Origin of the sequence: Bradyrhizobium sp. CCBAU 65884 (assembly GCF_028128835.1) — a bacterium.
In the GTDB taxonomy this organism is placed as follows: domain Bacteria; phylum Pseudomonadota; class Alphaproteobacteria; order Rhizobiales; family Xanthobacteraceae; genus Bradyrhizobium; species Bradyrhizobium ottawaense.
On sequence record NZ_LBJU01000089.1, the window covers coordinates 1 to 14,350 of the forward strand.

The window sequence follows — 14,350 nt, forward strand, 5'->3', positions numbered from 1 at the left end:
CACCCGGGCTGGGCCATTCCTCACGGAACCAGGCCATTCTAATCCGGCGCGCTAATACAAGGGTGGGCAAAGGCGCGTAGCGCCGTGCCCACGATCTCTCGCGATGACATCCTGATCGTGGGCACGCTCCGCTTTGCCCACCCTACCGCACCTTCCTTTTGGCTGCCTTCTTGGCCAACCGCTTCTTCGGCGCGGCTTTTTTTGCCGCCGCCTTTTTCTTCGGCCGCGTCTTCACCTTGGCGCGCTGGGCGGCGGCGAGTGCCGCCCTCGCCCATTGGGCGAGCTCGGCGGAATCGTCGAACAGGCGCGCCGGCAGCTCCCAATAGGAGTTGACCACCACGGTCCTGGCGCGGGTCGAGTACTGAAACGGCTTTGAGCCTTCGGCTTCAAAGTCCGGGATCGTCACCTCGTCGGCGCGCAAGAACAGGCCGGCACGCAGTGACAGCGCGAAGTTGATGCCGTCGGCGGAGATGCCGTAGCCGGAGAACATTTTCCGGATGGTGACGGGCCCGAAATCGGCAAACAGGTCGGTCAGGAATTCGCGGTCCATGGGCCCCCTCGTGCCCCGGACGCAGCGCAGCGTGTAACGATGCGCTGCTGAGCCGGGGCCCAGTCTTTTGCGCTGGTGACTATAACGTGGGTCCCGGCTCTGCGCGGCAGCGCAAGGGCGCTGCGGCGCGTCCGGGACACGAGAGTCTTGGGAAGGCGTTATCCGTCGATCTTGGCCGGCCGCAGCTCTACCGACTCGCCGCAGCCGCAGGCGGAAATCTGGTTCGGATTGTTGAAGACGAACTGGGCCTGCATCTTGTCGGCCTTGTAGTCCATCTCGGTGCCGAGCAGGAACAGCACGGCCTTGGGATCGACCAGGATCTTGACGCCCTTGTCCTCGACGACCTCGTCGGTCGGGCGGACGTCGTGGGCGTATTCGACCGTGTAGGACTGGCCGGCGCAGCCGCCGTTCTTCACGCCGACGCGCAGGCCGACGATCTCCGAATCGGCGCGCTGGGTCAGCTCGGTGATGCGCTGGGCAGCAGCGTCCGTCAGCCGCATCACCTGCGGGCGCGGCCGCCGCGGCTTCGGAGTGGATGCTGGTGTCGCCTGGGTCATCTTATCTATCTGGTCCGTTGCGGAGCAAATTCAATGCTGAGATTACGCGTCACCACATGTTGAGCACGAGGCGCGCCTCGTCGCTCATGCGCTCGGGCGACCACGGCGGCTCCCAAACGACCTTGACGTCGACCACGCCGACGCCGGGGACGCTGGCAACCGCGTTCTCGACCATGGTCGGCAGCTCGCCGGCGGCCGGGCAGTTCGGCGTCGTCAGCGTCATCTGGACGTCGACGGAGCGATCGTCCTTGATTTCGACCTTGTAGATCAGGCCGAGCTCGTAGATGTCGGCCGGGATTTCCGGGTCGAACACGGTCTTCAGCCCGGCGATGATCTCCGTGGTCAGCCGCTCGGTCTCCTCCGGCGGCAGCGCCGAATGGGTCTCCATCGGACTAGCTTTGATTTCGGCCGTGTCACTCATGCGAACAAATCCCGCGCCTTCAAAAGCGCCTGTGCCAGATGATCGACTTCTTCCCGCGTATTATACATGCCGAACGAGGCTCGGCAGGTGGCCGTTACGTTGAACCGCTCTAAAAGCGGCATCACGCAATGGGTGCCGGCGCGCACCGCGATGCCCTGGCGGTCGATCACGGTGGCGACATCGTGGGCGTGAGCGCCCTTCAGCTCGAAGGAGATCACCGGGCCCTTGCCCCGTGCCGTGCCGATCAGCCGCAGCGAATTGATCTCGCGGAGCCGATCCTGGGCATAGGTGGTGAGATCGTGCTCGTGGGCGGCGATGCGCTCCTTGCCGATCGAATTGACGTAGTCGATGGCAGCGCCAAGGCCGACGGCCTCGACGATCGCGGGCGTGCCCGCCTCGAATTTGTGCGGGGGGTCGCCATAGGTCACGACATCGCGCGAGACCTCGCGGATCATCTCGCCGCCGCCGTTGAAGGGACGCATCGCGACGAGATGGTCGTACTTGGCCCAGAGGATACCGATGCCGGTCGGCCCATAAACCTTGTGGCCGGTGAAGACGTAGAAATCGCAGCCGATGTCCTGGACGTCGACGGGCAGATGCACCGCGCCCTGGCTGCCATCGACCAGCACGGGAATGCCGCGCGCGTGGGCGATTCTGACGACCTCCTTGACCGGCACGATGGTGCCGAGCGCGTTCGACATCTGCGTGATTGCGACCAGCTTGGTCTTGGCCGTCAGCAGCTTCTCGAACTCGTCGATGAGGAAGTTGCCCTCGTCGTCCACGGGCGCCCATTTGATCACGGCACCCTGGCGCTCCCTCAGGAAGTGCCACGGCACGATGTTGGAGTGGTGCTCCATGATCGAGATGACGATCTCGTCGCCTTCCCCGATGTTCGGCCCGCCCCACGACGAGGCGACCAGATTGATCGCCTCCGTCGCGTTGCGGGTGAAGATCACTTCTTCCGTACGGGGCGCGTTGATGAACTGCGCCACCTTGGTGCGACCGCCCTCATAGGCTTCGGTCGCGGCATTGGCGAGGTAATGCAGGCCGCGATGCACGTTGGCGTATTCGCTCGTGTAGGCCTGCGTCATGCGATCGAGCACGGCGCTCGGCTTCTGCGCCGAGGCGGCGTTGTCCAGATAGACCAGCTTCTTGCCGTAGACCTGCATGGCGAGCGCCGGAAAATCCTGGCGCACGCGCGCGACGTCATAGGCACCGTTCCTGACTGCGGGATGCGTGCTCATTGGCGGCGCTCCAGCCAGCGCTCGGCGATCCCGATCACGTGCTCGCGCAAGCCGTCATCGGCGATCTGCTCGATTGCCTCGCCCACGAACGCCTGGATCAGCAGCGCCTGGGCCTGCTTCTCCGGCAGGCCGCGGGCCTTCAGATAGAACAACAGGCTGTCGTCGAGCGCGCCGGCGGTGGCGCCGTGGCCGCAGGAGACGTCGTCGGCAAAAATCTCGAGCTCGGGCTTGTTGTCGGCCTCCGCCTCATCCGAGAGCAGCAGCGCGCGCGTCATCATCTTGCCGTCGGTCTTCTGCGCATCGGGACGGACGATGATGCGGCCCTGGAAAACCGAATGGGCGCGGTCGTCGATCACGGCGCGGAAGATCTCGCGGCTGACGCAGTTCGGCACGGCGTGGTCGACCACCAGCGTGGTGTCGCCGTGCTCGGTCTTCTGCAACAGGTTGACGCCGTTGGCCGAGAGCTCGCTGCCCTCGCCCGCCAGCGTGATGAAGCCCTGGAGGCGGCTGACCGCGGCGCCGGTCGTCATGTTGAAGAAGTTGAGCTTCACGTTGGCGCCGACGGTGACGAAGTGCGACGAGACATTCAGCGCGTCAGGCGCATCATCCATCAGGCGGATATGGGCCACGTCGGAATCGTCGCCGACCGTCACCAACACAGCGTCATGGACCTGGTAAGTCTTGGCGCCAGCCGCGACAAAACTCTCGACGATGGTGGCGCGCACGCCCTTCCCGACCGCGACCTGCGAACGGGTGAAGGCCGACGCCGACGCGGCCGTCGCAATGTGGATGATCTGGACCGGCGCGGACAGCTGCGCGCCGTCGGCAATCGACAGCACCACGCCATCGGTCGCCATCGCAGCGTTCAGCGCGATCACGGCATCGGTGGACGCGGTCTTCAGCAGACCGGCATCCTTCTCCAGCGTTTCCCGCAACGTGCTGAAGCCCGCCTCGGCGGCCAGCGCCTTCACGTCGGAGAGATCGGCCGCGAACACGCCGTCGACCAGCACCAGCTTGCGGGCGCCCGCGATCGCATGCACCTTCACAGCGTCCGCGGCGCGCTTCAGCGCGGCCGCGTCGGGCGCGGCCGCAAGCGGCAGCACCTCGCCGACCAGCGCGCGCAAGTCGGTGTATTTCCATTCCTCGATCCGGCGGTGCGGAAGGCCGAGACGCTCATAGGTCTCGAACGCCTCGCGTCGCACGGCGGTGACCGCGGTCGAACCCGGCAGCCGGCCCTCGGCGCTGGTGAAGAGATCGCTCACCGCGCGGCCCTTTCCGGTCTTTGCCACAGCAACGTTCATCGCAAAATTCCTTACGCGGCGTCCTCGAACTGGGCATAGCCGGAGGCTTCCAGCTCCAGCGCCAATTCCTTGCCGCCGCTCTTCACGACACGGCCCTTCGACATCACGTGCACGACGTCGGGCACGATGTAGTTCAGCAGCCGCTGATAATGGGTGATGACGACCATCGCGCGCTTGGGCGAGCGCAGCGCGTTGACGCCGTCGGCCGCGATGCGCAGCGCGTCGATGTCGAGGCCGGAATCCATCTCGTCGAGGATGCACAGGCTCGGCTCGAACAGCGCCATCTGCAGCACCTCGTTGCGCTTCTTCTCGCCGCCGGAGAAGCCGACATTGACGCCGCGCTTGAGCATGTCCTGCGGGATGTTCAGCGACTTCGAGACCTCGCGAACCTTCTTCAGGAAGTCCGGCGTCGAATATTCGCTCTCGCCGCGTGCCTTGCGCTGGGCGTTCAGCGCGGTGCGCAGGAAGTTCATGGTGGCGACGCCGGGAATCTCGACCGGATACTGGAACGCCAGGAACACGCCCTTGGCGGCACGCTCGTCCGGCGACATCTCGAGCAGATCCTCGCCCTTGAACAGGATCTGGCCGTCGGTGACCTCGTAGCCGGGCTTGCCGGCGATGACGTGGGAGAGCGTCGATTTGCCGGAGCCGTTCGGCCCCATGATCGCGTGGACCTCGCCCTCGTTCACGGTCAGCGTCAGCCCGTGGAGGATCTCACGCTCCTCGACACGAACCTTGAGGTCTTTCACTTCAAGCAAAGCCATTTTGGTGTCCAGTCTATTCAAATGATGCATGGAGCGCTTAAGCGCACCGCGAGGGTCGGTATTAACCGACCGACCCTTCAAGCGAGATCGAGATCAGCTTCTGCGCTTCCACCGCGAATTCCATCGGCAGCTGCTGCAGCACGTCCTTGACGAAGCCGTTGACGACGAGGCCGACCGCCTCCTCCTGCGAAAGGCCGCGCTGGATGCAGTAGAACAGCACGTCCTCGGAGATTTTCGAGGTCGTCGCTTCGTGCTCGAACGTCGCCGAGGAGTTCTTGGCCTCGATGTACGGCACGGTGTGCGCGCCGCATTTATCGCCGATCAGCAGGGAATCGCAGGCGGTGAAGTTGCGCGCGCCGGTCGCTTTCCGGTGCGCGGTGACGAGGCCGCGATAGGTGTTTTGCGACTTGCCGGCGGCGATGCCCTTGGAGATGATGCGGCTCGACGTGTTCTTGCCGAGATGGATCATCTTGGTGCCCGAATCGACCTGCTGGAAGCCGTTCGAGATCGCGATCGAGTAGAACTCGCCGCTCGAATTGTCACCGCGGAGAATGCAGCTCGGATACTTCCAGGTGATCGCCGAACCCGTTTCGACCTGGGTCCAGGAGATCTTCGAACGGTCGCCGCGGCAGTCGCCACGCTTGGTGACGAAATTGTAGATGCCGCCCTTGCCTTCCGCATTGCCGGGGTACCAGTTCTGCACCGTCGAATATTTGATCTCGGCATCGTCATGCGCGACGAGCTCGACCACGGCGGCGTGCAGCTGATTCTCGTCGCGCTGCGGCGCGGTGCAGCCTTCGAGATAGGAGACGTAGGAGCCCTTGTCGGCGATGATCAGCGTGCGCTCGAACTGGCCGGTGTTGCGCTCGTTGATGCGGAAATAGGTCGACAGCTCCATCGGGCAGCGCACGCCCGGCGGCACGTAGACGAACGAGCCGTCGGAGAACACCGCCGAGTTCAGCGTCGCGTAGAAATTGTCCGAGGTCGGAACCACCGAGCCCAGATATTTCTGCACCAGCTCGGGATGCTCGCGGATCGCCTCCGAGATCGGCATGAAGATCACGCCGGCCTTCTTCAGCTCCGCCTTGAACGTGGTCGCAACCGAGACCGAATCGAAGACCGCATCGACCGCGATCTTGCGGCGCGCCGGATCTTCCTCGCCGGGCTTCGGTTCCACGCCCTCGAGCATGGCGACTTCCCGCAAGGGAATGCCGAGCTTCTCATAGGTCTTCAGGATCTCCGGATCGATCTCGTCCAGCGAGGTGACCGTCTTCTTCGGCTTCGGTGCCGCGTAGTAGTAGAGGTCCTGGAAGTCGATCTTGGGATAATCGACGCGCGCCCAGGTCGGCTCGGTCATGGTCAGCCAGCGCCGATAGGCCTCCAGCCGCCACTGCAGCATCCAGTCCGGTTCGTTCTTCTTCTGCGAGATGAACTTTACGATCTCTTCCGATAGCCCCTTGGGGGCCTTCTCGGTGTCGATCAGGGTCTCAAACCCATAGCGGTATTGGTCGACGTCGATACGCTTCACGCGCTCGACCGTCTCTTGTACGGCTGGCATTCCATCCTCCGCTCGCGGTTTCAAGGACCGCGGTGGATCAAACTCGAACGATTATTACGGTGTCTATTACGATGTTTTTTGGCGGAAAGCACGCGCTTAGAACCGTTCAAGCCGTGTTTCATCGCTTAGCTCTTAAGTAGGGTATTACCGAGCTTTCGCCAAGCCTCTAACGCCCTGTTGATGTCATCCGGTTCCGTGGACCAGCCCAGACTGAGACGCACCGCTCCCTGGGCCACGGCGGCATCGTACCCCATGGCCGACAGCACGTGAGAGGGTTGGACCTTGCCCGAGGAACAGGCCGAACCCGAGGAGACTGCGATGCCTTCGAGGTCAAAGCCGATCACGGCGGTCTCAGCCTTGAGGCCGGGCGCGGTGAAAAGGACGGTATTTGGCAACCTCTTCACCTCATCCGAGAAGATCGTTGCGCCGGCGATTCCCCGGATGCCATTTTCCAAGCGATTTCTGAGGGTTGCCATCTGCTCCGCATCTTCCGAAAGAGTCTGAAGCGCGACCTTCACCGCTGCGCCAAAGCCCGCGATTCCCGCAATATTCTCGGTTCCGGCGCGCCGGTTCAGCTCCTGGCCGCCTCCCCGCAACAACGGCTCCAATCCCGTCAGTCCCTCCGCCACGACCAGGGCGCCGACGCCCTTGGGGCCGCCGACCTTATGTGCAGAAAAAGTCGCAAGATCCGCGCCCATAGCGTTGATCTCGAATGGGATTTTGCCAAGCGCCTGGATTGCATCGACGTGCAGGAGGCCGCCGGCCTCATGGACGATCCGGGCGACCTCCGCGACCGGCTGGAGCGCGCCGGTTTCGTTGTTCGCCGCCATGACGGAAACCAGTGCCGGAGCGCCGTCGCGGAGCAGGCTCCTGAGATGGTCGAGGTCAACCACACCGGAACGCGTCACCGGGATCAGGCCGATCTTGTCCGCCGCGAACCGGCCACCGGCCAGCACCGAAGCGTGCTCCACGGCCGAGACCAGCAGCCGCTCGACCGGGCCGCCGGATGACCGCCGCAGGCCAGGCGACAGCGCCAGCGCGTTGGCTTCCGTGCCAGCGGAGGTGAAGACGACGTTCCGCGGCAGCGCCCCTACCGCCATCGCCAGAGTGGCGCGGGCCTCCTCGACCAGCCGTCGCGCCTCCCGCCCCTCGGCATGGACCGATGACGGGTTGCCGACCAGATCCCAGGCGGCGAGCATTGCGCGTCGCGCTTCCGCACGCAGCGGCGTGGTCGCATTCCAGTCGAGATAAGCGCGGTTCCGCATTTAGTATTATATTACCTTACTTGGGAAACCTAACCCGTTGGGCCCATCCAGCCCGACATGGCGCCCCAACACGCGCTTGGCAACGGGCGATTCCATACCCGCGGCAGCTGATGACGCGACCAAGACACGCTAACATCTTGAGCCCATTGAGTGATGTTCAAGATGCTTGCTTTTTGACCCTCAGCCTATGTTAGAACCCGCACCGTCAAGTCACCGCACGCCTTCAGCGCATCACCGCAAGGCGCGCCTTCTCACCCTTCATTCGCGCTTCCGTCGGTACCTGCCGATGAGGCCACAATCGGTTGATTGCCGAGGATCGTCTCTCCAGCACATCAATCAAGAGATCATCGATGCCTGAAGTTATTTTCACTGGCCCTGCCGGCCGTCTCGAAGGCCGCTATCACCCGGCCAAGCAGAAGAACGCGCCGATCGCGATGATCCTGCATCCGCATCCGCAGTTTCACGGCACGATGAATCATCAGATCGTGTACCAGTGCTACTATGCGTTCGCGCATCGCGGCTTCTCGGTGTTGCGCTTCAATTTCCGCGGCGTCGGCCGCAGCCAGGGCTCGTTCGACCACGGCACCGGCGAACTATCGGATGCGGCGGCAGCCCTCGACTGGGCACAGACCATCAATCCCGAAGCACGCGCCTGCTGGGTCGCCGGCTTCTCCTTCGGCGCCTGGATCGGCATGCAGCTCCTGATGCGCCGCCCCGAGGTCGAGGGCTTCATCTCGATCGCGCCGCCGGCCAATCTCTACGACTTCTCGTTCCTTGCGCCCTGCCCGTCGTCGGGCCTGATCGTGCATGGCGAGAAGGACGCTGTGGTGCCGCCGAAGGACGTCAACACCCTGGTCGAGAAGTTAAAGACGCAGAAGGGCATCGTGATCGACCAGCAGGTCATCCCCGGCGCCAACCATTTCTTCGACGCCAAGCTCGAGCCGCTGATGGAGACCATCACGGCCTATCTGGACATGCGTCTGGCCAACGTGCGCTAAGCGAGCTTTAGCGCGGCGATCCCCATCAAGACGAGCGCGATGCCCGCAAGCTTCATCGCGCTCAAGGTCTCGCCGAACAGCACGACGCCCATGACGAAGGTGCCGGCAGCTCCAATGCCGGTCCACACCGAATAGGCGACGCCGACCTCGAGCACCTTCAGCGCCCGCCCGAGCAGGAAGACGAAAGCGGCGAGCAGCACGAGCGAGACGATGCTCCAGCCCGTCCGCGTGTAGCCTTCCGCATATTTCATCGAGATCGCCCAGCCGACATCGAGCGCGCCGGCGACCACCAGCATCAGCCAGGCCACGGATTGCGACATCGGCTTACGCTCAGGCCGCGAGCTTGAGCAGATGCGCGTCGTGGCGAACAAGAAAGGCGCGCAGCAATTGCGGATAGTCCGCGCCGACTGCGGTGCGCGCGCTCGGACGTTTCGCGAGCGCGGCGCGCCAGGCGCGCACCTTCGGCACATCGTTGAAGATGCCGTGCTCGGTCAATCCGTCGAACAGATCGAAGTAGCGGAAGATCGGGGCGAACACCGCATCGACCAGGCTGAACGCCTCGCCCGCAAAATATGGACCTGCGCCAAGCGCAGCCTCGACACGCGCGAATTTCGCCACGAGCGCCCGGCGCTTGCTGTCGAACGTCGCAGGATCGGTCGTCGTCTCCAGCCCCCAGAGATCGCCGAGGATCGCCGAGCCGAACTCCATCCAGGCGCGATGCTCGGCACGCTTCAGCGCATCCGCCGGATGCAGCTTGAGGCCCGCTTGCGTCTCCTCGATGTATTCACAGATCACGTTGCTCTCGAACAGCGCGACTTCGCCGCTATCGGTCGTCACCACCAGCACCGGCACCTTGCCGAGCGGCGAGAGCTTTAGAAACCAGTCGGGCTTGTTGGCGAGATCGATGTCGATCCGCTCGAACGGCACGCCTTTTTCCGTCAGCGCGATCACGGCGCGCTGCACGTAGGGGCAAAGCTTGTGGCTGATCAGTTTGAGCGAAGCGGTCATGGCCAAGATCCCGGCGTTTCGATGCAGCTGCACCCATATAGATGCACTTGCATGCAACTGTCAAGATCAATGCAATTGCATTAATTTGGCGCCGGCCGATCACCCTGCCGTTATCGGCATCGGCACGCGTCGGGCAAAACACCCAAAACCCGTCAATCCCCGTCCGCAAAAATATTCCACTTTCCCGAATTTCGGATTTATGGCATACACACGCCATCCCGGCCCTGCCAGAGGGCGCTTCGCGATCGTCACGAGATGCGGGCCGGGGTGCGGTGGACGCGGTAGCGCCGGCGCGATGTGCGTGAGGACAGGGCGGGCGACCGTGAGTCCCGGCACAACGCGCATACGACACGGCGCGGTCACAGCGGATTGGTCGATGCTCTGGGGCGGGCACACGCAAGCCCCGGATGTTGAGACCAAGCCGTCCGCGGACGGAGAAGTCGTGTGGTCCCGACGCCCGGGGTTCTGGCGTCAAGGCTTGCGGTGATGCGGCGGCCCGACCGGGCACGTGCATCAGCCACCCGCAAGGCGACGGGGGCAATAGTGCAACGCTCCCCGAGGAGAGCACGAAGGACACCGTTAAAACCATCCGCGCAGGGAAGGCCGGGCGACCGGCACACCTGTGGTCCACCCCGTGTGCGTTCTAATCGCCCACGGACCTGCGGGTGCCGCCGGCGCCCGGCCTTCCCTGCGTCCTCTGGTCCGATTGAGGGCGCCGAACGACAGCAAGGCTCGGGCGAAACCTGCCGCGAGAGTACGAAGGCGTGTCTGCAATCTTGAAAGCCGATTGGAAGGGCGAGGCAGTGCCCCAATTCGGGAAGCCACCCTCAGGGCCGCGCGATCACCCCGCCCGTCATCGGCATCGGCACGCCCGTGGTGGCCGGATAGGACAGCGGCAGGCCCTTCAGCCCACGCGCGGCGAGGAAGCCGAAGGCCTGGGCTTCGATGGCGTCGGAGGCCCAGCCGAGCGTCTCGGCGGCCTCGACGGTCGCCGATCCCACCCGCTCCCGCAGCATCCGCAGCATGGTGAGATTGCGGGCGCCGCCGCCGCAGACGATCCAGCTCCGCGGCCGACGCGGCAGCAACGGGATGATGCGGGCGATCGCCGTCGCGGTGAAGGCGGTCAGGGTCGCGGCGCCGTCAGCCGGCGCCACCTCGCCGAGCTTCAGCGCGGCGAAATCGTTGCGGTCGAGCGATTTCGGCGGAGGCAATGCAAAGAACGGCAGCTCGAGCGCGCGCGCGATCCAGGCCTCATCGACCTTCCCGAGCGCTGCGAACTTTCCTTCCGCATCGAACGCCTGGTTCATGGTGCGGTACATGAAATCGTCCAGCAGCGCGTTGCCGGGGCCGGTGTCGCAGGCGATCAGCGTGTCGTTGCCGTCGATATAGGTGATGTTGGAGACGCCGCCGATATTGACCACGACGATCGGCCCCTCGCGATCCAGCGAGTTGGCGAGCGCGCGGTGGTAGACGGGTACGAAGGGCGCCCCCTGCCCGCCAGCCTCGACGTCGGCGGCGCGGAAATCATGCATCACGGGGATATGGATCGCTCTCGCCAGCGCCGGCGCGTCGCCGATCTGCACCGTCAGCCGTTTCTCGGGGCGGTGCAGCACGGTCTGGCCGTGGAAGCCGACGATGTCGATGTCCTCGGGCTTCATGCGGTTCTGGGCAAAGAAGGCGGCAACCGCCTCGGCATGGGCCCGTGTCACCGCGCGCTCGGCCTCGGCCAGGACGCCTGGCCGGGCGTCACGTTGCAGCAGGTGCACAGCCTCGGAGAGCGCCTGGCGCAGCAGATTGCGTTCCGCAGGGCTATAGGCCCGGTAGCCGGACGGCCCGAATGCCTTCACCTGTTTTCCATCGGTTTCGATCAGCGCGACATCCACCCCGTCCAGCGAGGTGCCGCTCATCAAACCGAGTGCCGTCAACATCATGGATCAGCGTCCTCAAGAGACCCCCTCCGGCATGCCGATCTTGTGCCAGAGGGACACATCTTATAATGCCACAGGCCAAAGTGGCGGGCAGCAATCGAGTTCCCACGGAAGACCCTTAAATTGCGCCCAAAACAGTAAACCAAGAATTGTCAGGCACGCCGACAGATGACTGCATTTAAATCGGATTTCCTCAACACCCTGCAGGAACGTGGATTCATTCACCAGTGCTCCGATTTCGAGGGGCTGGACGCGCTCGCCGCCAAGGGCGAGGCGACCGCCTATGTCGGCTACGATTGCACCGCCCGCTCGCTGCATATCGGCAATTACCTCACCATGATGATGCTGCACTGGCTCCAAGAGTCCGGCAACAAGCCGATCACGCTGATGGGCGGCGGCACCACCATGGTGGGCGATCCCTCCGGCAAGGACGAGACGCGCGCGATGCGCACCGTCGCCGAGATCGAGGCCAACAAGGAATCGATCCGCGGCGTGTTCGCCAAGGTATTGCGCTATGGCGAGGGCAAGAGCGACGCCATCATGCTCGACAATGCGGAGTGGCTGACCAAGCTGAACTGGATCGAGATGCTGCGCGACGTCGGCCGGCACTTCTCGGTCAACCGCATGCTGACCATGGACTCCGTGCGGCTGCGCCTCGAGCGCGAGCAGGAGATGAGCTTCATCGAGTTCAACTACATGGTCTGCCAGGCCTACGACTTCGTCGAGCTCGCCAAGCGCACCGGCTGCAAATTGCAAATGGGCGGCTCGGACCAGTGGGGCAACATCATCATGGGCGTCGATCTCGGCCGCCGCATGGGCACCCATCAGCTGTTCGCACTGACGACGCCGCTGCTGACGACGGCATCGGGCGCCAAGATGGGCAAGACGGCGCAAGGCGCTGTCTGGCTCAACGCCGACGCGTTCTCGCCTTATGATTTCTGGCAGTACTGGCGCAACACCGAGGATGCCGACGTCGGCAAATTCCTGAAGCTGTTCACGACGCTGCCGATGGCCGAGATCAAGAAGCTCGAAACGCTCGGCGGCTCGGAGATCAACGAGGCCAAGAAGGTGCTCGCCACTGAAGCGACCGCGCTGCTGCACGGCCGCGAGGCCGCGAACGAGGCGGCGGAGACCGCGCGCCGCACCTTCGAGGAAGGCGCGCTGGCCGAAACCCTGCCGACGGTGCAAATTCCGCAGGGTGAGATCGACGCCGGCCTCGGCGTGCTCAACGCCTTCGTCAAGGCGGGCCTCGTTGCATCCAACGGCGAAGCCCGGCGCCAGATCAAGGGCGGCGGCCTTCGCGTCAACGACGAGCCGGTCACTGACGAAAAGATGGCACTGTCGGCAAACAATCTGACGCCCGAGGGCGTGATCAAGCTGTCCTTCGGCAAGAAGAAGCACGTCCTCCTTAAGCCTGCATAGGCGTATGAGCTTTTCGCTGCTTGTCAGGGCGCACGGATGCGCGCTCCCTGACGGGCAATGGATCAGAACACGCCCAGGGAGAACGTCGCGAGCGATCAGCGGGACGCTGTTCGCACCGCGCTCGTCGTGCTCGCTCTGTGCTTCACGCTGGCCGTGCTCGGCCGCGGGCTCGGCGACAGCTTTACGGTGTTCCTGAAACCGATTTCGGAAAGTTTTGGCTGGGACCGCGCGCAGATCGTCTCGGTCTATTCACTGACCTGGCTCGCGAGCGGTCTCACCGCGCCCTTCGTCGGACGCCTGTTCGACCATTCCGGACCACGCATCGTCTATGCGCTCGGGCTGTTGCTGCTGGGCGCGGCGTTCCTGGTCGCAGCCCACGCGCAACATCTCTGGCAATTCCAACTCTCGATCGGCCTCTGCGTCGGCATCGGCGTTGCCTTCATCGGCATCGTGCCGAACTCGATCCTGCTCGGCCGCTGGTTCGGCCCTCGTCTGCCGACGGCAATGTCGGTGGTGTATTCAGCGATGGGCGGCGGCGTGCTGGCGCTGCTGCCGGCTTCGCAGCTCCTGATCGATCACATCGGCTGGCGCGACACCTACCAGCTATTCGGTTTTACGGCACTGGGCCTGTTGCTCCCGCTGATGCTGCTGCCGTGGCGGCTGTTCGCCGCGGGCTCGCCGCATGTCGTGAAGAGGACCGACCCTGATTTCGTCGACAATGGCTGGACCCTGCTCCGTGCCATGCGCCATCACGCCTTCTGGGCGCTGTTCTGGACCTTTTTCTTCACTGCCGTCGGCATGTACTCAATTGCCGCGCAGATCGTGGCCTATCTGATCGACGCCGGCTTTCCGCCGCTGCAGGCTGCGACCGCCTGGGGTTTCTCCGGCGTCGTGCTTGTGTTCGGCATGCTCGGCGTCTCCGCGCTCGACGGCCTGATCGGGCGCCGGCCGTCGGTGCTGCTGAGCTACGCGATCTCGATCCTCGGCATCGTCCTGCTCTGGCTGTTGCAGTATTCTCCGAACATCCTGCTGCTCACCGGTTTCGTCGTCTGCTTCGGCAGCATGATGGGCTCGCGCGGCCCGCTGATCAGCGCCACGGCGATGAGGATTTTCCAGGGCAAGCGGGTCGGGACCATCTACGGCACCATCTCGATCGGCAGTGGCCTCGGTTCGGCGTTCGGCTCCTGGAGCGGCGGCCTGATCCATGACGCGACCCACGGGTATAACGCGCTGCTTGCTTTCGCACTTGCGAGCGTGGTGCTCGGGATGATCCCGTTCCTGATCGTGCCCGCCTTGCGGCGGTAGGTGTCCTGGAGGTAACTTGCGCGCATCCG

Annotated in this window: 13 protein-coding genes and 1 pseudogene; 3 read left to right on the forward strand and 11 right to left on the reverse strand. The window is 64.2% G+C overall.

What is annotated here, in order from left to right:
* Positions 1-51 precede the first annotated feature (51 nt).
* The 8 genes and pseudogenes from XI03_RS06230 to XI03_RS06265 form a co-directional block, all read right to left on the reverse strand.
* Positions 52-550 (reverse strand): annotated as a pseudogene (locus tag XI03_RS06230) (TfoX/Sxy family protein).
* A 158-nt stretch (positions 551-708) separates the two neighbouring features.
* A complete protein-coding gene (locus XI03_RS06235) occupies positions 709-1,107 on the reverse strand; it encodes a HesB/IscA family protein (protein WP_018323036.1) in 399 nt (132 codons plus the stop codon).
* Between the two features lie 49 nt (positions 1,108-1,156).
* On the reverse strand, positions 1,157-1,528 hold the full coding sequence (locus XI03_RS06240; RefSeq protein WP_018323035.1) for an SUF system Fe-S cluster assembly protein: 372 nt from the start codon (positions 1,526-1,528) through the stop codon (positions 1,157-1,159).
* Positions 1,525-2,772, reverse strand: a complete 1,248-nt coding sequence (locus tag XI03_RS06245) for a cysteine desulfurase (RefSeq protein WP_038946653.1) — start codon at positions 2,770-2,772, stop codon at positions 1,525-1,527. The genes XI03_RS06240 and XI03_RS06245 overlap by 4 nt, the downstream gene beginning before the upstream one ends.
* Positions 2,769-4,073 carry a Fe-S cluster assembly protein SufD gene (gene sufD, locus XI03_RS06250; protein WP_271591627.1) on the reverse strand — a complete coding sequence of 435 codons (1,305 nt, stop codon included), beginning with the start codon at positions 4,071-4,073 and terminating at the stop codon, positions 2,769-2,771. Before sufD ends, XI03_RS06245 begins: the two co-directional genes overlap by 4 nt.
* An 11-nt stretch (positions 4,074-4,084) precedes the next feature.
* Positions 4,085-4,837, reverse strand: coding sequence for a Fe-S cluster assembly ATPase SufC (sufC, locus tag XI03_RS06255; protein ID WP_165637354.1), 753 nt, complete (start codon positions 4,835-4,837; stop codon positions 4,085-4,087).
* 61 nt (positions 4,838-4,898) lie between these two features.
* Complete coding sequence (gene sufB / locus XI03_RS06260) at positions 4,899-6,395, reverse strand: Fe-S cluster assembly protein SufB (protein ID WP_271591628.1); 1,497 nt, start codon at positions 6,393-6,395, stop codon at positions 4,899-4,901.
* A gap of 125 nt (positions 6,396-6,520) precedes the next feature.
* The gene (locus XI03_RS06265) at positions 6,521-7,660 is read right to left on the reverse strand and encodes a cysteine desulfurase family protein (protein WP_271591629.1); all 1,140 of its coding nucleotides are present in this window, start codon (positions 7,658-7,660) and stop codon (positions 6,521-6,523) included.
* 350 nt (positions 7,661-8,010) lie between these two features.
* Between XI03_RS06265 and XI03_RS06270 the strand changes: the two genes are divergently transcribed.
* A complete protein-coding gene (locus tag XI03_RS06270; protein ID WP_014495555.1) occupies positions 8,011-8,658 on the forward strand; it encodes an alpha/beta hydrolase in 648 nt (215 codons plus the stop codon).
* Here the strand turns inward: XI03_RS06270 and XI03_RS06275 are convergent.
* The 3 genes from XI03_RS06275 to XI03_RS06285 form a co-directional block, all read right to left on the reverse strand.
* Complete coding sequence (locus XI03_RS06275) at positions 8,655-8,978, reverse strand: DMT family transporter (protein WP_271591630.1); 324 nt, start codon at positions 8,976-8,978, stop codon at positions 8,655-8,657. The genes XI03_RS06270 and XI03_RS06275 overlap by 4 nt on opposite strands.
* Before the next feature lie 10 nt (positions 8,979-8,988).
* Positions 8,989-9,666 (reverse strand): glutathione S-transferase family protein, encoded by a 678-nt coding sequence (locus XI03_RS06280; RefSeq protein ID WP_271591631.1) that lies wholly within the window; start codon positions 9,664-9,666, stop codon positions 8,989-8,991.
* 827 nt (positions 9,667-10,493) lie between these two features.
* Positions 10,494-11,597, reverse strand: coding sequence for an anhydro-N-acetylmuramic acid kinase (locus tag XI03_RS06285; protein WP_152103016.1), 1,104 nt, complete (start codon positions 11,595-11,597; stop codon positions 10,494-10,496).
* Positions 11,598-11,762: 165 nt separating this feature from the next.
* Between XI03_RS06285 and tyrS the strand changes: the two genes are divergently transcribed.
* Complete coding sequence (tyrS, locus tag XI03_RS06290; protein ID WP_271591632.1) at positions 11,763-13,016, forward strand: tyrosine--tRNA ligase; 1,254 nt, start codon at positions 11,763-11,765, stop codon at positions 13,014-13,016.
* Positions 13,017-13,073: 57 nt separating this feature from the next.
* Positions 13,074-14,321, forward strand: a complete 1,248-nt coding sequence (locus XI03_RS06295; protein ID WP_095424240.1) for an MFS transporter — start codon at positions 13,074-13,076, stop codon at positions 14,319-14,321.
* Positions 14,322-14,350: the final 29 nt, after the last annotated feature.